The following is a 24,602-nucleotide window of genomic DNA, read 5'->3' as shown; positions in this document are numbered from 1 at the left end:
ATATGTTACTGAAAGAATTTGTATCCATGGAGAAGACGGAAAACGGCTATCTGGTCCATGGAGATGCGGCAGACATCATGATCGTCTTTCTGGACGATCATGTGGTGAGAATACGTACGAGCTTCGACAAGACCTTCAGAGAGTCTTCCTATGCGCTGGTGACCACCGCCTGGGAGGATGAACTGGATGAGCTGCTTTCCGAGGAAAGAACAAAAATTGAAGCCCTGGATGTGCCCTATGAGGAGACGGATAAAAAGATCACCTTCAGAACGAAGAAGCTGATACTGACGCTTCGAAAGAATCCTTTGAGCTTCGTCCTGACGGACCGGGAGGGGAATCTCCTCTACAAGGATCTGAAGGAAAGGGCCTATGAGAAGGATCATCTGGGCAGACTGTCCCATTTCACCTGCATCGATCCCGAAAAGGACCATTTCTACGGATTCGGGGAAAAGACGGGTCATGTGGACAAGATGGGACGCAGAATGAGAATGTCGCCCAAGGATGCCATCGGCCATGACCCGGAATTCGGAGAGCCCCTTTACAAGCACATTCCTTTCTACATCCGTGCCCAGAGGGATTCTGGACGGTCCGTGGGCTTCTTCTACAACAATGCCCACGACAGTGTCTTTGACATGGGCAACGAGATCAGCGGCTACTGGGAACGGTATGCCTACTATCAGGTGGAAGGCGGGGACCTGGACCTTTTCGTGGTCTATGGTCCGGACATGAAGAAGGTGCTGGACGGCTACACCTGGCTCACAGGAAGACCGGCGCTGCCCACCAAGCAATCTCTGGGCTACACCGCATCCACCATGTATTATGCGGAGCTGGAGGAGCGCTGTGACGAAGAGATCTACAAAGTCATCGACAAGCACTTCAAGGAGAAGATCTACATCGATAATTTCTGGCTTGCTTCGGGCTACTCTGCAGGAGAAGAGGACAAGCTGCGCTACATCTTCAACTGGAACAGAAAAAGGTTCCCGGATCCGGAAGGATTCTTCCAGAAGATGGAAAGCATGGGGATCAATGTGATTCCTAATATGAAACCGGGTATTCTGCCCAACCATCCCTACAGGGAGGTCTTTGAGAAGAACGATGTGTTCGTCAAGACCCCTGACGGTCAGAGCGACTATCAGGGAAGATGGTGGGGCGGCACAGGACGGTTTGTGGATTTCACCAGTGAGGCTGGACGAAACACCTGGAAGGAGCTGCTCAAGGAGACGCTACTGGCCAAGGGGTCCAAAACCGTCTGGAATGACAACTGCGAATACGATGGCGTGGAAGACCGAAGGGCTTTCTGCGACAACAACGGAAAAGGCGGCACCATGGAAGAGCTGAAGATCATTCACTCCAACATGATGGCCTATGTGGGGAAAAAGGCTCTGGCGGAAATGTATCCGGAAGAGCGTCCCTACATCATCAACCGTGCCGGCTACGCCGGTATCCAGCGATATGCCCAGGTGTGGGGAGGAGATAATCTCACAGACTGGAGAACGGTGAAGTTCAACATCGCCACCATTCTGGGCATGGGGCTTTCTGGGGTACCGAACATGGGCTGCGACATCGGAGGCTTTGCTGGACCTGCACCGGAAGGGGAACTTCTCCTTCGCTGGATCCAGAGTGGCGTCTTCCAGCCCCGGTTCTGCATGAATTCGGCCAATACGGACAATACGGTGACCCAGCCCTGGATGTATGCGGAGCATCTTCCTGAGATTCAGGAAGCCTTTGCACTGAGATACCGCATGATTCCGTATCTGTACTCGCTCATGAGACAGGCCCATGAATCAGGTGTTCCTGCCATGAGACCATTATTTCTGGAGTTTCCAAAGGATCCGAACTGCTACGGAGATCAGCATATGACCTTTTTGTTTGGACCATCGGTGCTGGTGGCCAATGTGGTGGAGAAGGGCGCAAAGGAGCGTAGGCTCTATCTGCCCAAGGGAGCCTCCTGGTATGACATGAATGATCGTTACAAGGTTTATGAGGGCGGACAGACCATCACCATCCCGGTGGAGGAGCATTCCATTCCTATGTTCTTAAGAAGCGATGCCGTGTTCATGACTTCAGAGGATATTCATCAGGCGTCCACGGATGTCATGAGAAGCCTGGATTTCGTCATCAGCGCCGACAAGCGAAGCAGTTTCCTCTTCTATGATGATGACGGACACTCGAAAAGCTTTGAGGATGGCGTTTACAGCAGAACCAGCATCCGTGTGGATGCCGGGGTGAAGATCGTGATCACCTTTGACAAGGAAGGTTCCTATGAAGACACGGTGACGGATCTTACTCTTCAGGTGCTGAGCAAGGAAAAGGGGGCCTTATGGGTCAGTGTGGATGGCCATATGCTGCCGCGCTTCCTGGTGAAGGAGAATCTGGACGAGTCTATGGAAGGATGGTACTACGATCTCAGCACACGTTCTGTTCTGGTGAAGACGAAGAAGCCGAAGAAGGATCATTTTGAAATCATTGTGAGCCGTGAGAAGTTTGATCTCATCGGTATGGAGCAGGAGGAAGTGCTCTAGAACAACTTGCTATTTTCTTGTTCAATTTAAATAGATGGAAACGCAGCCGGAAAGAGGTCCCCCCTTTAAACGGCTGCGTTTCTTTATGTTGTGATATTTAATTCATCATGCCTGTATGGGGTCTATTCCGCGTGAAAAGCTTCTTTTGTGTAGGGATAGGTGTCTACCAGTTCACCCATGACGAAGTACCTTTTCCCGGTGCTGCTGGAGTAGTAGCAGGTCATGAGGGAGACGATGGGCTTTCCTCTTTTATCGGCTTCTGCATCATCGATGATGTAGACGGCGGTATCGGGCACCAGAAGCACATCGTAGGCCACATACTCATAGATGGTCTCCTTGTCCGTCATGCGGATCACAGCCCCTTCCTGCACGTCCATGAGGGAACCGAAGAGCACATTCTTATCCTTCATGTAGTGTCCCGCAAGAGGGTAGTTTCCGACGCCCAGTTTCTGGTCCCTTCGCATGGTGGCGGAGCCTGCCAGAAGGTTCGCGTTGTTGATGCCACGGAAGATGGGGATGTTCATATCCACACTGGGAATCACCAGCTGCCCTATCAGAAGGTCTGTATTGATCTTGGCGGAGTCCATGAGTGTCCCTGTGACACTGATGTCTTCCACGATGGAGAAGTCGAATTCGGCTTCCTCATTTTCTTCATTGACTTTGATTTCTTCGGGGGTGATGGTCTCTACCACTTCCACTGTATCTTTTACGGTCTTCTCCACGACCTCATCTTTGACCTTAGGCGAGAAGATGAGCACAAAGCCCAGTACGATGAGCAGGATGGCGAATATCTTTTTCATAAGCGTCTACCTCCGTTGTTTCTTGATTAAAATATACCATTAATGAAGCTTCCAATCAATGAAGGATAATACTGCGCGCTAGGAGATGAGGAGCAGGGAAAGTAGAATATGGATACTAAGACCAGGAGGAAGAGTTCCAGGCATATAATTAAGCAGAAAAGAAGGAAAGCCTGATGGACCGCTGCCTTGTCTTTTTCCATGGTAGAAAAGAACAGGAGAGCCGTCCATCAGGCTTTCAGTATAAATTTCAGAAAATCTTCCTTCAAAAAACCTAGGATCGTTTGATTCCGCTTTTCACGACCACCACGGTTCCGAGAAGTCCGATGAGAAGGCCGAAAAGTCCCTGAAGCAGATTGAAGGGAAGGGCCGCAAGGCCGCCAAGATCCCAGAGGATGGTGTCTGCGATGAAGTATCCTGCCACCATGATCAGTTCTGCTGCGGCAAAAGGGAACACAAGGGTTTTCCAGGTTATTTTCTTTCCTTTTAGGAGCATTGCCGGAACATATGCCACGAGACCTTTGATGACGAAAGTGAAGGGCACATACATGGCATAGCCTGCTGAAATGTCTGCCAGGATGGATCCGATGGCGGCTGGCACCGCTGCAAAGGGTCCTAGAATGACTGAACTGATGAGGATGAATCCATCTCCCAGGTTCAGGTATCCATTAGGAATGGGGAAGGCCAGAACATAGGTGCCGAGAAACACCAGAGCACCGATCAGGCCGCCGTAGGTCAGTTTACGATAGTTGTTCATCTTATAATTCCTTTCGCTTCATGTTGTTGTGCTATTTATATCTAAATTCAGTATAGTCTCTTTGTTTCTGATTTCAACCCCTATGACATGGATTCATCAGAGTGATATCTAAAAATGACGTGATAGATAGAATACGTATTTTTATGCTGTAATTATTGGTAATTTAAAAGCACCTGAGAAATAACTCTCAGGTGCAAGGATCGCTATTCTGTTTGTGCTTCTGCAGTCTCATCCAGATAGATGTACTTACCCATGTTGTGAATGGTCTGCTCTCTGTTGAACACATAGTAGTAGACACCATTTATGGTCTGGCCTGAGGAAACTTCCTCCTGAGGGAATCTGTTCTGCTCTATGGTTTTTATCCCGTTTGTCACAACGCTTCCTGCCAGGCTTAATATATCATTGGACTTCAGGTTGGTGGTGACCAATGGCAGCACCTTGCTGAGGATTCCCGGATAGGATGTCACCGGACTCTTCAGCATCTTTTTGATGATGGCTTCAATGACGGTTCTCTGTCTGCCCGCTCTGGCGAAGTCTGAATCGATTTTTCTGATCCGGGAGTATTCCAGTGCCTGGGCTCCAGTGAGGTTGTAGGTTCCGGCGGAGGATATGCCAGAGATCTGGCCGGCTTCCGCATTGGTTACAGAGATGGACACGCCGCCTAATATGTCGATGATCTTAGGTAGTGTGGTGAAGTTCACCGTGGCATAGTCTCTGATGTCCAGGTGAAAGTTCGAGTTGAGCGTTCTCAGGGCCAGTTCCGGTCCTCCGAAGGCATAGGCATGATTCACCTTGTCCATGCCCCGGTCAGGGATGTTCACGTAGGAGTCTCGGACAATGGAGGAAATTTTTATCTTCTTGGAATTCTTATCTACGGTGACGATCATGATGGAGTCGCTTCGACCTCTCTGGCCCACAGGTGCATCGACACCGAACAGGGCGATATTCGTGATGCCTTTGGCATCTTCATAATAAAAGGGAAGGTCTCCATCTACGCTCTCTGATCCACCTGGAATCTCCACTTCGGAATCATCATAATCAAATTCTGTGTCTCCGATGCCCAGTGCATCGTCATCCTGCGCGATCCCCTCCTGGTTTGTGGAGTTCAGCAGGTTGGTCAGGTAGGAGTATCCGAAACCTGCAAAAAACAGCAGGATTACCAGGCCAATAAGCAGGCCTTTCTTTGCATTCTTTTTCTTTTTAAACTGATTCTTTTCTTTTCTTCTCAATTGCAATACCTCCATGGTATATAGTCATTCATTTATGATTTCACTTACCAATTATACTTTATTTTTTCCGTAATGTATTACAAAAGAGAGAAATTAAGAATTATTCAGGGAAACATAAGAATAAGTATAGGGAGTTGAGAGGCTCTTTTACAAGTTCTCAACAGGGGTTCTCTTTAGCCTTCTATTGATTTTCTCAAGGGTTGACCCGATGCCTTCATTGACTTCAATGACCCTGTAATCATGAGCGTGGGGTGTCTCATCTCGATTGATGATGACCATACCTTTCCGGCTGGCGCCGTACACGGAGGGAATGCTGGCTGCAGGATATACTTTCAGGGAAGTACCCAGCACAATCAGAAGATCGGCCTCACCAGCAAGCCTGAACGCCTCGCTGATCTGATGCACTTCCTCGTCGTACAAAACGATGTCGGGCTTGTAGATGCCCCCACAGGGGCATTCATAGCCTTCTCTCAGGACTTCTTTCAGAAGAACCGTGTTTCTGCACCTGGTGCAGGTGCACTTTGCCAGGGTGCCATGAATCTCCAGCACTTTCGTGCTGCCTGCCTTCTGATGCAGGGAATCGATGTTCTGGGTGATGATGGTGATGTCTTTGATCTCTTCCCACTGTGCCAGAATCAGATGTCCCTTGTTGGGAGAAATTCCGGTGACGTTCAGTTTCTCTTTCAGATACTGATAGAACAGGGCGGTTTCCTTGTAAAAGAAATCCCTAGATAGAATCTCTTCCGGATAGTACCCTTCATAAGTTCTGCTGGCTAGACCGTCTTTGGAACGGAAATCCTTGAGTCCCGACTCCGTGGACATTCCAGCCCCTGTAAGGATGACGATTTTCTCTGCCTGAAGTATCAGGTCCACTATTTTATCTATTTTATCCATAACAATTTCTCCTCTCTGTCTCTATTTTACCACAGAGAGAAAAGAGGGTTCCATACCACAGGTAGCAGGCATCATGCCCTTGAATCTGTCATGAGATAAACAGAAACCTGACGAGACACCGCCAGGTTTCTGAATCTATTTAAATGCAGATACAATTTGCCATTGCTGTTTTTCTTGTCCGGGACGGAAATTAAAGATCAAAATCATCTTCACTGGAGTTCTCCAGGAAGGTTTTCATTTTCTTCAGGGTTTTATCCTTCAGATATCTGGACTTCCGATAATCCGCATTGTAGAGCTCGGAATATCGTTTCAGTCCTCCGTAGGGATCTGTGATGAAAAAGGACAGGATGGTTTTCTCTTCCAGATTGAGGCTCGCATAAGCTTCCTTCACCACAGAGCTCTGATAGTCTTTGAAGAAGATCTTCTCGGTGTCATCTTCAGAGATCAGTTTCTCGGCGTACCGGATGCCGTCTTTGTCTTCCGATTCGATGCTTGCGGCTTCGGGTTTTGAGAGCGCTCTTCTGGCTTCATATTTCAAGGTGTTGTGGATGCACTTCATCAGGAAAGATGGTGCAGTATCCAGATGATCTTTACTGATTTTCGGGATATTCTTGACTACGGATTCATATGAGATCTGGCAGAGATCCTCGAAGTCATACCCATGAAGTTTCATTTTACCGCACTGCTTGAAAATAAAAGGTTTCACGGTTTTGATTACGAGCTCTATGGCATCTTTATTTCCGTTCTTCGCTAATAGAAAAATATTATCGTTCATTAGTCCTCCTATTTAATTATATCTGCAATATTTAAATATGCGTTATTTCAGATAAAAGCATATTATTAATTTATTACTATTATAATATAAAGTGATAATATTTATACGTATATTAGCGAAATTTACAGATACGATAAATTGTCTAAAATTGAATAATTATTTTACTATGCGATTACAACATTTGTTATAAAAATAATATATTATTTTTGGTATAGAAAATCATTTTCTGAATCTCAGCAGAAAGTCATAGACCTCGCTGTTATCATAGGTTCTGGTCCAGGAGTCATGATTCAGGTCAGGGTAGAGGGTCATTTTCAGATTTTCATGACCGATGCTTTGAAGATAGTCATGAATCTGTCTGGATTCCTCCACAGGGACCACATCATCTTGCTCTCCATGGAAGATCCAGAGAGGAATGTCCTTGAGCACCGGAAGGTTCATACGGGCCTTCATACTACCGATGCCACCACAGATGGGAGCGCCTGCAGTAAAGAGGTCCGGATACCTGGTGAGCATTTCATATGTTCCATAACCACCCATGCTCAGACCTGTGATATAGATCCTTCTGCAATCCACGTTATAGGTCTTGGTGATATGATCGAGAAGCAGTTTCAGAGATCTATATTCGTCAGGCCAGAAGGAGGTGTCGGGGCACTGGGGCATGAGGGTGATGAAGGGAAGGCGTGCGCCTTCACGTAGTAATTTTGGTATTCCGTTCACATAAAGCATTTCCAGATTGTCTCCTCGTTCTCCCATACCGTGAAGGAAGAGAAGAAGCGGGAATCCTTCGCTGCTTTCATCATCATAGTCCTCTGGAAGTTCCAGAAGATAGTTCAGGGTGATCTCTTCGATGTGTGTAGTTTCAAATGTTTCTTTTATCATAAAATCATCTCCTAGTTTATTATTCTGCATCGATGTAGATGACATAGGAAATTCTGATCAATAGCAGCACCAGAATGGCACCGGAAATAGACTGGAATAGGCTGTATCGCAGCATGATCAGCCCGAAGAAAGTAAGCAGTGTTGCTAGAATTGTGAACCGGTTGAGTTTCTGGAAAGGCGTGGTACTGAGGAACATGGTCAGAAATACATAGATACCGAAGATTCCCAGTAGAAGAATCAGTCCTATGAAAGACAATTGAAGTAAATAATCAAGCATTTTCTAAATCTCCTTGAATTAAAATATAGGGATGGTTGGAACGTGATATCACTATAGCCTTATTATACGTGATATCTGTTTTGATTTGTTATATTATACATCAAACTATTAAACAAAATAGGAAAATGACTTTAAATTTACAGAGAATAAAGGTATACTAGATTAGGTAATTAAGAATAACAAATGAATAGAATGAACAAAATACAAGCTGAATAAGGACAATTGATAAATGATGAGATAATAAAAGGCTTGGAGTAACTCCAAGCCCTGTTTATTTGTTTTAAAGTGGCAGTCTCTTGATCATGAACTTGTCGAAGGTCTCTTCCACATTGAATTCAATTTCAGGGAAGTTATGCTTCACAAGGAACAAGGTTTCAAAGACTAAAGCATAGAGATCTTCCACGGCTTCGAACTTATTTTCCACAAACATCTGCTTGAATCTCACTGCGATGTTCACTGGAGCGATTTCCATGTTCTCCAGTTCAGGATACATCCACTTGTATCCACCAGCGTAGGATTTGTTGATGGCAGATAGAATGTTGAAGAGCTTTCTCTGTATGGCCACCATCTGAGCATAGAATTCGGTGGGATTGTCTCTTTGGATGAAAAGCTCGATGTTTCCATTATGAAGCTTCACGAGATTGTCAAAGATGACGTTGATGGCCAGTTCTCTTGGATAGACATTGGTTTTCTCTTTCCACACATTCAGGATGTCTTCTCCAAAAAGAGGGTAGGCATAGGTGATGGTGTCAAGAAAGCCTAGTGTCTGGTAATCGGCCAGGTGGAACTCCCAGGCATCGGAAATCATGTTGTCATAGTAGTCCACTGTGTTGTGCATGATGTCGACCTGGATGCCTTTAAGAAGGAGGTTATCCTCGTTCTGATCGTCATCAATGGGGAAGATGAGTTCTGCTCCGATAGCTTCTACAAGAGCATGTCTGGTTTCGACATCAGGGAAGATGTCCCAGAAACATAATAATTCAAGATCAGAGAAAGCATCTGCTTGACCTCTGGATACGGATCCGCCTACGGCCATGGCCATAAGTTCAGGTCCCTCGAATTCTACGTTTCTTAATTTTTCCCGAATTTCTTTGGCTAAGATAACTCTTGGGTTCGACAAATCAATCTTCATGTTATTTCTCTCCTTTACCTTAAGAAACATACTCTTTTATTAAGCGACAAGTCAGTAGGGTAAATATTCTGACTTCTTACTTTATGATAACAGAAATAAGATGGATTTTCCTATTTAATATAAAATTGTTCATTATAACTTAATGAATAGTTTGATTGATTTTGAATTCATCAAAAGAACAGAAAGGTTTTTATGTCTTAAGGTTTATCACATATATATGTGATAAAATATACTTTAAGTTTATAAGAAAATATACTTATTGCAGAGGTAAATTATGTTGGATTCTTCATACACATACTTTAAAAGGTTCTTGGACTTATTTTTCTCAGTCATTATGATCGTGTTATTATCTCCAGTCCTTCTCCTGATAAGTCTTATTATTAAGATAAGTGGAGGAGGTCCTGTATTGTTTAAACAGGAAAGATTAGGTGTTAATGGAGTTCCTTTTAAGATTTACAAATTTAGAAGCATGCAGACTCATGCCCCTAGTATTGCTGCTCGAGAAATTGATAACGACGAATACGTAACTGTAATTGGCAGGATCCTTAGAAGAACTAGTTTAGATGAGTTGCCTCAGTTAATCAATATTCTGAAAGGAGAAATGTCTTTTGTTGGGCCGAGGCCTTTCATATTAAATGAAGGTGAGATCAATAATCAGAGAAAAAAGCATGGCATTGACAAGTTGCGTCCAGGCTTAACAGGATGGGCTCAAGTTGTTGCTAGAGATACTTGTGATCATGATGAAAAATTGAAACTCGACTTGTATTATCTGAATAATGTGAGCTTCTTTTTAGATATGAAAATAGTTTTGTACACCTTTTTTTCTTTAAACGGTAAATAAATTCTTGCAGGAGAATATGATGAGAATACTTGTTGTTGGTCAGGTTTTCTACCCTGATAATTTCAGAATAAATGATATAGTTAAAGAACTTTCATTAAACCACGAAGTTCATGTAGTTACAGGTCTTCCAGATTATGAAAGAGGATATATTCCTGACGAGTATAAGTGGTTCAGGAATAGAAATGAAAAATTCTATAATGCGACTGTACATAGAGTGCCAATGATTGCAAGAAGAACTGGTGCTATTTTCAGGAGCTTAAACTATGTATCATACATGATGAATTCCTCATTTTACACTTTCAATTTGAAGAAAAAATATGATGTGGTGTTCTGCTATCAGACTTCTCCAATTACTATGTTTGTACCAGGATTAGTTTATGCTAAAAAAAATAAAGTTAAAACAGTGCTATATAGTACTGATCTATGGCCTGAATCTGTTAAAGCTATGAACATTAAAGAAAATACGATTTTCTATAGAATAATTACTAATTTGAGTCGCAGGATTTACAAAGCTGCAGATAAGATTCTTGTTTCATCACCATCATTCAAAAACTACATTAAGGATTTACATGGAATTGATATATCAACAATTGGATATCTGCCTCAATATACAGATGAGGAAGTTGTGTCAGAAAATGAACTCCATTATCAAGGGATAAAAGAGGTTATGGAATTTACTTTTGCTGGTAATATTGGAATAGTTCAGGATGTTGATGTCTTACTTCATGCAACAGCTGAACTGGTAAAAAAGGGGTATAACCTTAAAGTCAATATAGTTGGATCAGGCACATCTTTGTCTAAGATGATAGAGCTATCAGAGAAGCTGAAATTGAATGAGTTTGTAGATTTCCACGGAAGAAAAACTCACTATGAATTAAATGATATCTATAAAAATACTGATGTATGCGTCTTAACGCTAAAAGATCTTGGGTTCATTGGAAAAACCATTCCTAGTAAATTACAAACATATTTTGCAAAGGGTAAGCCTGTAGTAGCAGCTACTTCTGGTGACAGCCAGTATATTATCAAAGACAGCAATGCGGGTTTCTGTGTTGAGAGCGGGAATATATCAGGTTTAGCTGATATCATGGAAAAATATATTTTAAACCGTAAGCTTTTAACAGCTCATAGCGAAAATGCATTGATGTACTATAACAGGAATTTTTCAAGAGATAAATTTTTCAGAGAATTGTATTCATATTTGGAGGGTCAAAATGTTTAAAAACAAAACGTTACTGATTACAGGTGGAACAGGTTCATTCGGGAATGCCGTTATGAAGAGATTTCTGCATACTGATGTTAAAGAAATCCGCATTTTTTCTCGTGATGAGAAGAAGCAGGATGATATGAGAAAGCAATATAAAAATGACAAGTTGAAATTCTATATTGGTGATGTGCGGGACTTGGCAAGTGTTAAGAATGCGATGCATGGAGTTGATTATATTTTTCATGCAGCAGCACTGAAACAAGTTCCATCATGTGAATTTTTTCCATTAGAAGCTGTCAAAACTAATGTATTAGGAACGGACAACGTCCTTACTGGTGCCATTGAAATGGGAATTAAAAAGGTTATATGTTTATCCACTGATAAAGCAGCATATCCCATTAATGCAATGGGTATTTCAAAAGCAATGATGGAAAAAGTGTTTGTAGCTAAATCTAAGACAGTTGACCCAGAAAAAACGCTTATTTGCGGAACGAGATATGGAAATGTTATGGCTTCAAGAGGGTCTGTTATTCCATTATTTGTGGATCAGATAAAGAATGGTCAGCCTTTGACTATTACTGATCCATATATGACCAGATTTTTAATGAGTCTTGAAGAGGCTGTAGAGCTTGTAGTGTTTGCCTTCGAAAATGCAGAAGCTGGAGATATTATGGTTCAAAAAGCTCCAGCATCAACAATAGGTGATTTGGCTCAGGCGGTCAAAGAACTATTCCATGCAGATAACGAGATTAAGATCATCGGTACTCGTCATGGAGAGAAGTTGTATGAAACACTTTTAACTAAAGAGGAACATGTTGGTGCTCAGGATTTAGTGGGATTCTTTAGAGTCCCTGCAGACAAAAGAGACTTAAACTATGATAAATATTTTGTAGAGGGAAATGAAGAGCTTCAACAGGTAGAGGATTATAATTCACACAATACTGAGAGGCTCAATATTGAACAGATCAAGGAAAAGCTCTTGAAGCTTGATTATATACAGGAAGAACTGCGTAGTTGGAGGAAAAGATAATGAAAGTCTTAATCCTTGGCGGAACAGGAATGGCTGGTCATACATTATCAATTTATTTTAAAGAAGCTGGTCATGATGTGACAGCGTTCAGCAGGAGCAAAGTGAACTTCTGCAGGAATATCAATGGTGATATCACTGATTTTGAGAATCTGAAAAAGATAATTACTGATGGTGAATATGATGCAATTATAAACGCCATTGGAATACTTAACCAGGATGCAGAAGATAACAAGTCAAAGGCAGTCTTATTGAATAGTTACCTGCCCCATTTCCTGAGTGATACGACAAAAGATATGAAGACAAGAGTTATTCACATGAGTACAGATTGTGTTTTCTCGGGAGAAACAGGAGGGTACTCAGAATCATCAATTAGAGACGGGAAGACTTTTTATGATAGAACAAAAGCTTTAGGTGAGATCGAAAACGGAAAGGATCTTACATTTAGAAATTCGATTATCGGACCTGACATGAGTGACAGAGGGATTGGCCTATTTAACTGGTTCATGAAGCAAGAGGGACAGATTAATGGATTCACCAAAGCAATCTGGACAGGTGTAACAACTTTAACCTTAGCAAAAGCAATGGAACAGGCACTTTTAGAAAATCTGACAGGGTTATATAACCTTGTTAATAATGATACTATAAGTAAATACGAGTTGCTAAAGCTCTTCAATATGCATATGAAAAATCAGGAACTTCAGATAATTCCAATTGGTCAACTTTCATTGGATAAATCCTTAATTAATAATCGAACAGATTTCTCATTCAAAGTACCAAGTTATGAAGATATGATTGCAGAAATGAAGGAATGGATTGTTGATCATAAGGATTTATATCCACATTACAACATTTAGGGGGCAAGTATATATGAAAAAACTAAAATTAATGACTATCGTGGGGACTCGCCCTGAAATCATAAAACTTTCAGAAGTAATCAAGAAAAGTGACAAGTATTTTGAACATATACTTGTTCATTCTGGACAGAATTACGACTATGAACTGAATCAAGTGTTCTTCGAGGATCTTGGCATTAGAGAACCCGATTTTTATCTAAATGTGGTTGGCGATAATTTAGGCCAAACTATGGGGAATGTATTAGCTAAGTCTTATGAAATCATGGTTCAAGAACAACCTGACGCTATACTAGTTTTAGGTGATACCAATTCTTGCCTTAGTGTAATTTCAGCTAAAAGACTTAAGATTCCAATTTTTCACATGGAAGCAGGAAATCGATGTTTTGATGAGAATCTGCCAGAAGAAATAAATAGAAGAATTGTGGATCATACAAGTGATGTGAATCTTTGTTATACAGAACACGCTAGGAATTATTTAAACTGGGAAGGCGTTCCCAAGGAAAGAACTTATGTAGTGGGTTCGCCAATGGCTGAAGTCCTAAAGAGGAATAAAGAAAAGATTGACAGCAGCAAGGTGCTAGAAAAACTTGAATTAGAGAAAGGCGGATATATTCTTTTATCTGCTCACCGCGAAGAAAACATTGATAATGAAGAAAATTTCATGGCTTTAATGAATGCGGTGAATGCGATGGCAGAGACTTATGATCTTCCAGTTATATACAGTACTCATCCTCGAAGCAGGAAATTTATCGAGCAGAGAGGCTTTAAGTTTCATCCTAATGTGAGAAGTCTGCAGCCTTTTGGATTTGCAGATTACAATCATCTACAACAGAATTCATTCTGTGTAGTATCTGATAGTGGTACCATTGCAGAGGAGGCATCATATTTCAAGTTTCCAGCAGTATCAGTAAGAACCAGCACAGAAAGACCAGAAGCTTTAGATAAGGGTAATATGGTTATTGGTAGTATAACTACTGAGCAGGTTCTCCAGGCAGTAGATATGGCAGTAGAGATGAGCAAACAAGGTGATGAGGGCGTTGATGTGCCTAATTATATTGATGGGAATGTCAGCACTAAGGTAGTAAAGTTGATTCAAAGCTATACAGGCATAATCAATAAAATGGTATGGAGGAAATCATGAGAATTATGATTTTTGACGTTGCAGCTGATAGTGGCGGAGCGCTAGCGGTTCTAAAACAGTATTATGAGAAAGCCAAAGAAGATATAGAAAATGAATATTATTTTGTTCTAAGCATAGCAAATATAAGTAATTCAGAAAATATTAAAGTGATGAATTTTCCATGGATAAAAAGAAATTGGTTATATAGGATATTTTTTGATGAGTTTGTTGCGCCTTTTTTGGTTAAGAAAAATAAAGTTGATAAAGTGATATCATTACAAAATATAATAATACCTAAAGTAAGTGTTTATCAAGAAGTATTGGTTCATAACGCTTTGCCATTTTCAGATTACAAATTTAAGTTTATATGTGAACCTTTATTATGGACATATCAAAACATAATTAGAAGAAAAATAATAAAGTCAATATATAAGGCTGATAGAATAATTGTTCAAACAAATTGGTTTAAAAATGAGTTGATTCAACAGTTTAATGTTAGCGACAGTAAGATTTTGATAGATCATCCTAAAGTATCATCTTTATCATTAGAAACGAATCACAATCATCATAATACTTCAAATGTTGTTTCTTTTTTTTATCCTAGCAGCGCTATGAGTTTCAAAAATCATGATGTTTTAATAAATGCAGTGCGAATTTTGTTAAATAATCATGTTTCAAATTTTAGATTAATACTAACGTTGAGTGGAGATGAAAATAAAAGAATATCTAATCTGTTTCAGATAGTTTTGCAAGACAAACTTCCAATCGATTTTGTTGGATATTTGAAGCAGGATGAAGTCTATGAGTTTTATAGAAGCACTACTCTGATTTTTCCTTCCTTAATTGAAACTTTCGGATTACCTCTTATTGAAGGGAAAATGCATAATGCTAATATTATTGCATCTGACTTGCCTTATGCTAGAGAACTATTAGATAGTTATGAAAAAGCTGTTTTTTTTGATCCAGAAGATCCAGTTCAGTTATCTAATATAATGGAGGAATGTATACAGAAACATAGCAAAAAGGAGGTGTGCAGAATTTGATATTAACCATTTCAATCATATTTATGTCAGTAATACTTTTTTTTATGTTTAGATTTAGTATAAAAAAGATGCGAATCGAGCTAAATCATTATGTATTGTTTTCTATTGGATTTCTATATTATATGTTACTTCCCATTATATTCGGTGAATTGGGAGTCATGAAGAATAGAGTAGAGTTTAAATTATGGCACGAGTTATATGGTGAGATCAATGAAATAAATATATATATGTATTTATTATTTGCTGTCGCTGTATATTTTTCTTTTTTTATATTTTCAAAAATAGGAGAAAAATATAAGCCCAAGAAAAATATTGATAACAGTACTTTTCATTTTTCAAAGAAAAAACTCTGGCCTCTCATAGGTTTAATTATTCTAATCATAGTATATTATCTCGTTATTTTTAGCGATAGTTTTTTTAAAGGATACAATAGTCAAATTTCTAATGTTGCACAAAAAGGCCCTCTTATTTCTGCTTTGCAAGTACTTTTAGCAATTAGTTTAATAATCACTTCAATTACTACCAGTAAAAACAGTGAATTTAAATCCTATAAGATTATTAATGTAAGTTTTATTATTTATTTAGTTGGATCACTATTAGTGCTTTCTTTAGGCGGAAGACTATATTTTATTTCAGGGTTATTTGCTATTATTGTTTACATATCGAATAGAGAAAAGAGCTTCAATATATGGATAGCAAGTAGCCTCTTCATTTTTACTATAATCCTTATGGGTTTAATTGGAGTGTGGCGAGCATCTTCTATCAACATAGATTCTAGTAATGTGCTATACAATCTATTCCAAGAACCAATATATACATCATACTCACTGGTGGATTTTCTGCGAACGGAACAACATAAATTGATTGAAGTACCAAGATTGTTGGCAAGCGAGTTTTTAAATTTAGTGCCAACTATTTTAGCTCCAGAAAAACTAGAGTATATTTCTAAACCGATTGATTTTGGATATCATATATACAATCCTAGCGGAGCGCTGCATGCATATGTGTCATTTGCTATTAATTTTGGCTTGTTAGGTTCCATCCCCATTTTTGGGATCTTAGGGCTAGGATTAGGTATACTAAAAGGAAAAACAAATGCCTTTTCACAAACTATGTATAGTTTGGTTTCTTCCCATTTAGTTTTCACTTTTTTTAGAGATGGATTTGTTACCTCTATAATTAAAAATCTATTTCAATACTCAATTCTCGTTCCAATACTTATCGGATTATATTTGATAATAATCAATAAGATAAAATGCAGGGTCGAATCTATAAAATAGTTATATTACAAATCTAAATCGAGGAGATATATTTATGAAAATCAGTATCATTATTCCTGTTTATAATGTTGAATCATATATAGGAAGATGCATAGACAGTATTCTTCAACAGTCATATTCTAACTTCGAGTTAATATTAATCGATGATGGTTCTTCTGACTTAAGTGGTAGTATTTGTGATGAATACAACAAGCTTGACGGTAGAATTATTGTCTATCATAATTTCAACTCTGGGGTTAGCCGTGCAAGAAACATTGGCTTAGAATTGTCTTCGGGTGATTTCATAATGTTTATTGATTCTGATGATTTTATTGAGCCAAACACTCTGGAGTTATTCGTTGAGAACATTGAAGAAAATGAGAATACCTTACTCATTTTCAATTATTATAGATATTTCGATAATAAGGACAGAATTCCTAATGATGAGTATAACGATCAAATTATAAATCTAAAAAATGATTTTTCTGTTTCAGAAAAACACAAGTTTTTCTATGGAAGAAGCTATGGTACTCAAATATGGAACAAGCTTTATCCAGCGCATATAATTAAAAGTAATTCAATTGTATTCAATGAAAAAATTACAGTTGGTGAGGATTTTCTGTTTAACTTTAGAGTACTTAAGTATATAGATAAAATCAAAAAGTTAAATTTCTACACTTATAATTATTATATTAGAAATGGTTCGATTACCAACTCATACAAGAAAAATTTATATGAGCAAAATAGCCTACTGATGTCGGATTTAAATAAATTTAGATTATCAAATGATAGACAAGATGAAGATGTATTGTCATTTTATGCGTATTATTCGCTAGATAATATAGTTCTCAACCTCACTAGTAATAGTAAATCATTTAATGATATTCATAAGATTGTACGCAAAACTTCTTATAATAATGAGTATGTAAAATCATTTCAAAGTTTAGAGAGTAAAGCTTACTATAAGTACATATCCCAAATGAAGCAAAGAATATTTATTCATGTTATCTCTAAAATGTATGTGAAGGAGCAATATAGAATAGTTACATTACTTATGATTTTACGTCAAAAATTAAGGGCAAACAGGTGATATAAATATGATAAAAGTATTAATTCCGGTGTATGAATATTATCCGCTGAATAGTGGTGGTACATTTAGATTAGCTAAGTTTTCTAAATACCTTCGTGAATATGGAATTGAACCAATTGTAGTAGCGCCTAATTGGGAGTCAACAAATTCAAAATATGTAGATGAATCAATGATAGGAATTAAAACTTGCAGAGTTGAGAGAGTAAATTTCGATAAGAAACATAAGCTAAAAAGAACTATTAATTTTGTTTTATATAAGATTACTCTTCATCCTAAATTTTTTGATGATAACATAGGAGAAAACATACTTCATAGATGCAAACAAATATGTCAGAGTGAAAAAATCGATGTTATATTTGCTAGTAGTTTACCTCAGTATACTCATTGGGTTGCAAATGAATTAAATAAACAATTCAAGATTCCATGGGTTGCAGATTTTCGTGACATCGTTGACCAAGAAGAGATTACGATTAAAAATCTTCTTATTAGATTTATAAAATACTTAAGAATGAAGCACACATTACTATTAGATGTTTATTTTGCCAAATCAGCATGTAATGTGATAACAGTCTCTGATGGGTTAAAAGAAAAATTAGTTAAGAGATTCAAAATACCAGTTAATGTTATTATGAATGGATTCGATCCAGAAGATTTTAGTGAATATTATGTGAAAGACATCAATTATAAGCGCAACGAGAAGTTAACAATTGTATACGCAGGATCATTCTTCGGAAATAGAACCCCTAAAGTTTTACTTGATGGATTGGAAAATTTAGTCAACAGGAAACCCGAATTAGTCAATAATATACAGATTCTATTTTATGGGCGCAGCAGTGAGTCTATTAAAAAATATGTTGTCAGCAAGGAATGCAGGAAAATGATTGTTTCAGGTGGATTGCTTACACATCAGGAAGCAATTCGTAAAATGATGTTAGCAGATATACTTTATTTAATATCCCATCCGAGTAAAGGAATTGTTACGGGGAAAATATTTGAGTATTTAGCTACTAATAAATTAATCCTCTCCATTCCAGGAGATAAGGATATCACAGATGAGATAATCAGGGCAACCAACTCAGGGATTATTGCTTCAACTCCAGAAGAAGTTGCTGACACACTGTTAAAGTTGTATGATGAATGGATGGATAATGGGCAGATACACTCATTAACTAAGATAAATATGGTCGAATTATATACAAGAAAGAAGCAAAGTCAAGAACTAGCTGAAATTCTTAAAAAGGGAATGAATTGTGATCGAGAATAGAATCTAAATGATTAATAACCGGTAATAATTCAGGTGGAGGAGCTATGAAACTAATTACAATCATTGGCGCAAGGCCGCAATTTATTAAGGCAGCGCCATTTTCAGAAGAATTCAGAAAAAACCATGAAGAAATTCTTGTACATACAGGACAACATTATGATGCAAATATGTCAGATATATTCTTTGATGAATTAGGAATCCCCAAACCAGATTATAACCTGGGAGTTGGATCTGGTAGCCACGGAAAACAAACTGCAAGCATGCTGGAAGGAATAGAAGAAATCTTACTAAAAGAAAAGCCGGATGGGCTTCTTGTTTATGGCGATACTAATTCAACGCTTGCTGGAGCTTTAGCAGCAAGCAAGCTTCACATCCCAGTATTTCATGTAGAAGCAGGTCTTCGCAGTTATAACAAATTAATGCCAGAAGAACAGAACAGAATTTTGACAGATCATATTTCTGATATGCTGTTGTGCCCCACTCAAACTGCAGTAGATAATCTTAAAAAAGAAGGGATTACTTATGGAGTAGTGAACACCGGAGATATTATGTATGATACAGTACTTAGAAATATAGGTATAGCGAATGAAAAATATTCTAATGGATTATGGTTCGATGAAATAGTCAGTGAAAATGGTGAAATAAGCAAAATTAGTGAAAATGGATATTACCTGGCGACCATTCATAGAGCTGAAAATACTGATAATCCAGAAAAACTCTCAAATATTTTCAAGGCATTTAGTGAGCTGAACAAACCTGTGCTACTACCACTCCATCCAAGAACCGAAAAGTTAATAGAAAATCTCGAAGTTGACATGAAGAATATTATAATCATCAATCCCGTTGGTTACCTGTTAATGCTCTATTTAACGTCTAACGCTTATATGGTAGTAACCGATTCGGGAGGTTTACAGAAAGAAGCATATTTCCTTAAGACTCCTTGCACAACCCTAAGGGATCAAACTGAATGGATTGAAACATTGGAGAATTCATGGAATGTCTTAAGCAAGATAGATGTCAAAGAGATCAAAAGCAAGGTTCAACGTGAATTAACATGTTTAAAGCATCCACAGCCTAAGTCTTTCGGTGAAGGAAATGCTGCGTTGAAAATATGTGAGGCAATAGTCAATGGAGGGAAAATCAATGAATAGTATCAAAAAGAAGTTAATAGACAAGACAGCAACCCTTGGTGTTGTAGGATTAGGCTATGTAGGACTTCCTTTGGCGGTCGAAAAAGCTAAAGCTGGATTTAGAACAATAGGATTTGATGTTCAGGAATCAAAAGTTGAAATGGTCAATGCTGGCAGGAATTATATTGGTGACGTGGTTAATGAAGATCTGGAAGAAATAGTTAAGTCAGGATTATTATCTGCTACAACGGATTTCGCTCAGGTAGCGTCAGCGGATTGCGTTTGTATTGCTGTGCCTACACCACTTGATGCATATCAGCAACCAGACATCAGTTATGTAAGAGCATCAGCTGAGAGTATTGTGCCATACATGCATAAGGATATGCTCATTGTTCTTGAATCAACTACATATCCTGGAACTACAGAAGAGCTGTTGATGCCTATTCTGGAAAAATCAGGGTTGAAATGTGGAGTGGACTTCCATCTTGCTTTTTCACCTGAAAGGGTAGATCCAGGAAATCTTATTTATAAAACTAAAAACACCCCTAAGGTTGTTGGAGGAATCACCCCAGAATGTACTGATGTGGCTGCAGCAATGTATGAGGCAATTCTTGAGGCGCCTATTCACAGAGTATCATCACCTGCAGTAGCTGAGATGGAAAAAATTCTAGAAAACACATATAGAAATGTAAATATTGGACTTGTCAATGAGTTGGCTATTTTGAGTAATAAAATGGGCATTAATTTCTGGGAAGTTGTAGATGCAGCTAAATCAAAACCTTACGGTTTCCAAGCGTTCTATCCAGGTCCAGGACTTGGAGGACACTGCATTCCGCTAGATCCTTATTATTTATCATGGAAGGCAAGAGAGTATGGATTCCATACATCGATGATTGAGTCCTCCATGATGGTGAATGACAGAATGCCGGAATACTGCGCTGAGAGATCAAGCAAGATTCTAAATAGATTCAAGAAAGCTATGAATGGTGCTAGAATCTTAATTCTTGGTGTTGCATATAAGCAGGACATTGATGATTACAGAGAAAGTCCTGCTATTCGAGTAATAGAAGAACTTGAAAAAGAGGGCGCGGAAGTTGTTTATTACGATCCATTTGTCTCTGAATACCGTGAACATGGAATAGTAAAGAAGGGTGAGCCCGAACTTACTGTAGAACTCATAGAAAGTGCCGACCTTGTGATTGTAACCACTGCTCACACAAATGTTGATTATGATTTCGTGCAGAAACATGCTAAGGCAATCTTTGATACAAAGAATGCGTTGAAGCATGCAGAAGCACGTGAAAATATCGAGTTACTTTAAGGAGGACTTGTTTTGAGTTTAAAATATGCGATTATCGGATGTGGAAGAATTTCACCAAATCACATAGCGGCTGCAATGGAAAATGACTTGGATATCGTTGCTTTATGTGATGTAGAAGAATCAAAATTGGATACAACTATTCGGAATTTCAAGCTATCAGATGAAACAAAGAAATATGTTGATTACAAGGAAATGCTTAAATATGAGGAGCCTGAACTCGTGGCCATCTGCACCGAAAGTGGGAAGCACGGTCAGATAGCTCTGGATTGCATAGATGCTGGAGCAAATCTTATCATCGAAAAACCGATAGCTCTCTCTTTAGAAGAAGCAGATTCAATAATAGAGAAAGCCAATGAAAAGAACATAAAAGTCAGTGCTTGTCACCAGAACAGATTCAACAAATCTGTACAAAAGATTAGAGAAGCTGTGGAAGCAGATCGCTTTGGAAAACTGATGCATGGTACAGCCCATATCAGGTGGAACAGAGGAGAAGATTATTATACTCAGGCACCTTGGAGAGGTACCTGGGAGCAGGATGGTGGAGCACTTATGAATCAGTGTATCCATAATATTGATCTCTTGAGATGGATGATGGGTGATGAAATCATTGAAGTTGTAGGAATGACGGATAATCTAATCCACGGATTCATCGATGCTGAAGATTTGGGCATGGCCTTAGTGAAGTTTTCAAATGGAAGCTACGGGATTATTGAAGGTACTACAAATATTTATCCTAAGAATCTTGAAGAGACTCTATACATCTTTGGAGAAAAAGGAACGGTTAAAGCAGGCGGAAAGTCTGTAAATCTAATTGAAGAATGGCAGTTTGCAGATAAGCTGGATGATCCAGAACAAGTAAAAGAGAAGTACCATGAGAACCCACCGACGGTTTATGGGTTCGGTCACAGTCCACTTTATGCAGATGTGATTGATGCAATTAAGAACGATCGACAGCCGTATGTTACAGCTGTCGATGGAAGAAATGCACTTGAGCTAGTTCTTGCTATTTACAAGTCAGCAGCTGAAGGAAAGAGTGTAAAGCTTCCACTTGATAAGTGCAGTACATTAGATTTCAAAGGTAGGTTCAACAGATGAGCTACTTCGTGCATGAAAGCAGTTATTTAGATGATAATGTATCCATAGGTGAGGGTACAAAAATATGGCACTTCTGTCATGTCCACAAAGGTGCCCAGATTGGTGAGAAGTGTTCTTTAGGTCAGAACGTAAATGTATCGAACAACGTGAAGATAGGTAATGGTGTTAAGATTCAAAACAACGTATCTGTCTATGAAGGTATTGAACTTGAAGATTATGTATTTTGTGGTCCTTCTATGGTTTTCACAAATGATTTAACGCCAAGAAGCAAATATCCCAAAGGATCTGCTGGGTATAAAAGAACTTTGGTTAAATACGGAGCGTCTATAGGCGCAAATGCAACGATTGTATGCGGTAACACCATCGGTGAATGGGCAATGATTGCTTCAGGCGCGGTAGTGACAAAAGATGTTCCAGCCTATGCACTAATGGCAGGTGTGCCAGCAAAACAAATAGGATGGGTCTGTGAATGCGGAGTACCTTTAAAAGACAATTTGAAGTGTAGCGAATGCAAAAGAGAATACGCAATAGAAAATAACGGGTTGAAAGAGAAGTAATTGAGGGGAGTTTTTAGTATGGAATTTAGAGACTTGAAAGCTCAATATGAGAAATATAAAAGTGAAATTGACGCAGCAATCCAGGAAGTTATAAATAACACCAATTTCATCGGTGGCAAAGAAGTGAACACCTTAGAACAAAGACTGGCTGAATATGTAGGTGTGAGACATTGTATTACCTGCGCTAATGGAACTGAGGCCATGACCCTCCTTATGATGGCATGGGATATAAAAGAAGGGGATGCTGTTTTCGTTCCTGATTTTACATTCTTCTCAACTGGAGAAGTTGTTTCATTTAGAGGAGCAACACCAATATTTGTAGATGTCGATAGGGAAACTTTCAATGTTGACACTACTAAACTTGAAAAGGCAATAAGTAAGGTGTTAGAAGAAGGTAAGCTTACTCCAAAGATGATTATTCCAGTGGACTTATTTGGTTTACCTGCTGATCATATAGAAATTGAGATAATTGCAAAGAAATATAATTTAAGAGTTCTGGAAGATGCAGCTCAAGGATTTGGTGGAAGCATCAATGGCAAGAGAGCTTGCAGTTTTGGTGATGCAGCAACAACATCTTTCTTCCCAGCAAAACCATTAGGGTGTTACGGTGATGGTGGAGCTATTTTTACAAATGATGATGCGTTAGCGGAACTTCTAAATTCGTTGAAAGTTCATGGTAAAGGGGATAATAAGTACGACAATGTTAGAATAGGCGTTAATTCTAGACTTGATTCCATTCAAGCTGCAGTTCTTAATGTAAAGCTCACAGCCTTTATTGACCATGAACTGGAAGATGTAAATAGAGTGTATAGACTATATACAGAAAAGCTTAAAGGGATTGTAGATACACCAATAATTCCAGAAGGATACGTATCTAGTTTTGCGCAGTATACAATAAAGTTAAAGAACAAAGAAGAAAGAGATGCACTACAAGCTAAGTTAAAAGAAGAAGGTATCCCAAGCATGGTCTATTATGTGAAGCCAATGCATAAGCAAGGTGCATTTACTGAGTATGATTACGATGATAATTATTTTGAAGTGACAAATGAGCTTTGTGATACAGTTCTATCTTTGCCGATGCATCCATATCTTTCTGATAACGAAATTAATATTGTTACAGATAATTTAAAAGAAATTATTTAAAATGAAATTAATATAAATTCATATAGTTGGGGAGGTTTTTGATAAGATGCGATTTGAAAAATATATTTACAAAATAATAGCTATAGTGATATGCCTTATTTCCTTATCACCTATAAAATTATCACATGCGAACTCTTTAAATATAGAAAATATTAATATTACTGATCCTTATATTATTAGAAACGAGTTATCTATAAGTGCTAAGATTACTGGTAGTGATCAGATGCTCTATCAGTTCTGGGTAAAGGATCTGAGCACGAATCTATGGACGATGATTCAGGATTACAGTGAAAAAAACACGGCAAAATGGACTCCGGAAAAAACCGGGGAGTATCTGTACGGGGTGCATGTGAAGGACAGTCTGAGCCAGGCGAGTTTTGACG

23 protein-coding genes and 1 pseudogene are annotated in these 24,602 nt (G+C 38.8%); 16 read left to right on the top strand and 8 right to left on the bottom strand.

Features of this window, described 5'->3' with window-relative positions:
- Positions 1-2 precede the first annotated feature (2 nt).
- Positions 3-2,522, top strand: coding sequence for a glycoside hydrolase family 31 protein (locus J3A84_RS03000; protein ID WP_207598533.1), 2,520 nt, complete (start codon positions 3-5; stop codon positions 2,520-2,522).
- A gap of 122 nt (positions 2,523-2,644) precedes the next feature.
- Here J3A84_RS03000 and J3A84_RS02995 read toward each other — a convergent pair whose 3' ends face one another.
- The 8 genes from J3A84_RS02995 to J3A84_RS02960 form a co-directional block, all read right to left on the bottom strand.
- Positions 2,645-3,322: a sortase family protein gene (locus J3A84_RS02995; protein ID WP_207598532.1), complete on the bottom strand. Its 678-nt coding sequence runs from the start codon at positions 3,320-3,322 to the stop codon at positions 2,645-2,647.
- A 271-nt stretch (positions 3,323-3,593) separates the two neighbouring features.
- Complete coding sequence (locus J3A84_RS02990) at positions 3,594-4,076, bottom strand: ECF transporter S component (RefSeq protein ID WP_207598531.1); 483 nt, start codon at positions 4,074-4,076, stop codon at positions 3,594-3,596.
- Positions 4,077-4,279: 203 nt separating this feature from the next.
- Positions 4,280-5,305: an LCP family protein gene (locus J3A84_RS02985; RefSeq protein WP_207598530.1), complete on the bottom strand. Its 1,026-nt coding sequence runs from the start codon at positions 5,303-5,305 to the stop codon at positions 4,280-4,282.
- Between the two features lie 147 nt (positions 5,306-5,452).
- Positions 5,453-6,199 (bottom strand): NAD-dependent protein deacylase, encoded by a 747-nt coding sequence (locus tag J3A84_RS02980; RefSeq protein WP_207598529.1) that lies wholly within the window; start codon positions 6,197-6,199, stop codon positions 5,453-5,455.
- Positions 6,200-6,389: 190 nt separating this feature from the next.
- Positions 6,390-6,974 (bottom strand): sigma factor, encoded by a 585-nt coding sequence (locus J3A84_RS02975; RefSeq protein WP_207598528.1) that lies wholly within the window; start codon positions 6,972-6,974, stop codon positions 6,390-6,392.
- 219 nt (positions 6,975-7,193) lie between these two features.
- Entirely contained in the window at positions 7,194-7,856 is a 663-nt protein-coding gene (locus J3A84_RS02970; RefSeq protein ID WP_207598527.1) for a carboxylesterase family protein, read from the bottom strand.
- Positions 7,857-7,875: 19 nt separating this feature from the next.
- The gene (locus J3A84_RS02965; RefSeq protein ID WP_207598526.1) at positions 7,876-8,133 is read right to left on the bottom strand and encodes a hypothetical protein; all 258 of its coding nucleotides are present in this window, start codon (positions 8,131-8,133) and stop codon (positions 7,876-7,878) included.
- Between the two features lie 280 nt (positions 8,134-8,413).
- Complete coding sequence (locus tag J3A84_RS02960; RefSeq protein ID WP_207598525.1) at positions 8,414-9,265, bottom strand: DUF4037 domain-containing protein; 852 nt, start codon at positions 9,263-9,265, stop codon at positions 8,414-8,416.
- A gap of 274 nt (positions 9,266-9,539) precedes the next feature.
- On the opposite strand from J3A84_RS02960, the gene J3A84_RS02955 reads away from it, so the two are divergent.
- The 15 genes and pseudogenes from J3A84_RS02955 to J3A84_RS02885 form a co-directional block, all read left to right on the top strand.
- A complete protein-coding gene (locus tag J3A84_RS02955) occupies positions 9,540-10,106 on the top strand; it encodes a sugar transferase (RefSeq protein ID WP_207598524.1) in 567 nt (188 codons plus the stop codon).
- A 19-nt stretch (positions 10,107-10,125) separates the two neighbouring features.
- Positions 10,126-11,328, top strand: a complete 1,203-nt coding sequence (locus tag J3A84_RS02950; RefSeq protein WP_207598523.1) for a glycosyltransferase family 4 protein — start codon at positions 10,126-10,128, stop codon at positions 11,326-11,328.
- Positions 11,321-12,343 (top strand): polysaccharide biosynthesis protein, encoded by a 1,023-nt coding sequence (locus J3A84_RS02945; protein ID WP_207598522.1) that lies wholly within the window; start codon positions 11,321-11,323, stop codon positions 12,341-12,343. Before J3A84_RS02950 ends, J3A84_RS02945 begins: the two co-directional genes overlap by 8 nt.
- Complete coding sequence (locus tag J3A84_RS02940; protein ID WP_207598521.1) at positions 12,343-13,197, top strand: SDR family oxidoreductase; 855 nt, start codon at positions 12,343-12,345, stop codon at positions 13,195-13,197. Before J3A84_RS02945 ends, J3A84_RS02940 begins: the two co-directional genes overlap by 1 nt.
- 13 nt (positions 13,198-13,210) lie before the next feature.
- Entirely contained in the window at positions 13,211-14,338 is a 1,128-nt protein-coding gene (gene wecB, locus J3A84_RS02935) for a non-hydrolyzing UDP-N-acetylglucosamine 2-epimerase (RefSeq protein WP_207598520.1), read from the top strand.
- Complete coding sequence (locus J3A84_RS02930) at positions 14,335-15,360, top strand: glycosyltransferase (RefSeq protein WP_207598519.1); 1,026 nt, start codon at positions 14,335-14,337, stop codon at positions 15,358-15,360. Before wecB (J3A84_RS02935) ends, J3A84_RS02930 begins: the two co-directional genes overlap by 4 nt.
- 158 nt (positions 15,361-15,518) lie before the next feature.
- Complete coding sequence (locus tag J3A84_RS02925; protein ID WP_207598518.1) at positions 15,519-16,640, top strand: hypothetical protein; 1,122 nt, start codon at positions 15,519-15,521, stop codon at positions 16,638-16,640.
- Positions 16,641-16,674: 34 nt separating this feature from the next.
- Positions 16,675-17,709: a glycosyltransferase family 2 protein gene (locus J3A84_RS02920; protein WP_207598517.1), complete on the top strand. Its 1,035-nt coding sequence runs from the start codon at positions 16,675-16,677 to the stop codon at positions 17,707-17,709.
- Positions 17,710-17,716: 7 nt separating this feature from the next.
- The gene (locus J3A84_RS02915) at positions 17,717-18,973 is read left to right on the top strand and encodes a glycosyltransferase (protein WP_207598516.1); all 1,257 of its coding nucleotides are present in this window, start codon (positions 17,717-17,719) and stop codon (positions 18,971-18,973) included.
- 44 nt (positions 18,974-19,017) lie between these two features.
- Positions 19,018-20,124, top strand: a complete 1,107-nt coding sequence (gene wecB / locus J3A84_RS02910) for a non-hydrolyzing UDP-N-acetylglucosamine 2-epimerase (protein WP_207598515.1) — start codon at positions 19,018-19,020, stop codon at positions 20,122-20,124.
- Complete coding sequence (locus J3A84_RS02905; protein ID WP_242693954.1) at positions 20,117-21,424, top strand: nucleotide sugar dehydrogenase; 1,308 nt, start codon at positions 20,117-20,119, stop codon at positions 21,422-21,424. Before wecB (J3A84_RS02910) ends, J3A84_RS02905 begins: the two co-directional genes overlap by 8 nt.
- A gap of 12 nt (positions 21,425-21,436) precedes the next feature.
- Positions 21,437-22,519 carry a Gfo/Idh/MocA family protein gene (locus J3A84_RS02900; RefSeq protein ID WP_281069609.1) on the top strand — a complete coding sequence of 361 codons (1,083 nt, stop codon included), beginning with the start codon at positions 21,437-21,439 and terminating at the stop codon, positions 22,517-22,519.
- Positions 22,516-23,076, top strand: coding sequence for an acyltransferase (locus J3A84_RS02895; RefSeq protein WP_207598513.1), 561 nt, complete (start codon positions 22,516-22,518; stop codon positions 23,074-23,076). Before J3A84_RS02900 ends, J3A84_RS02895 begins: the two co-directional genes overlap by 4 nt.
- 18 nt (positions 23,077-23,094) lie before the next feature.
- The gene (locus J3A84_RS02890) at positions 23,095-24,219 is read left to right on the top strand and encodes a DegT/DnrJ/EryC1/StrS family aminotransferase (protein ID WP_207598512.1); all 1,125 of its coding nucleotides are present in this window, start codon (positions 23,095-23,097) and stop codon (positions 24,217-24,219) included.
- A 46-nt stretch (positions 24,220-24,265) separates the two neighbouring features.
- Positions 24,266-24,602: pseudogene (locus tag J3A84_RS02885) on the top strand (hypothetical protein); the annotation flags it as partial.

The organism is Proteiniclasticum aestuarii (genome assembly GCF_017368455.1).
In the GTDB taxonomy this organism is placed as follows: Bacteria; Bacillota; Clostridia; order Clostridiales; family Clostridiaceae; genus Proteiniclasticum; species Proteiniclasticum aestuarii.
Note: the sequence above shows the minus strand (reverse complement) of the source record. Positions and strands in the feature narration are given on the sequence as shown.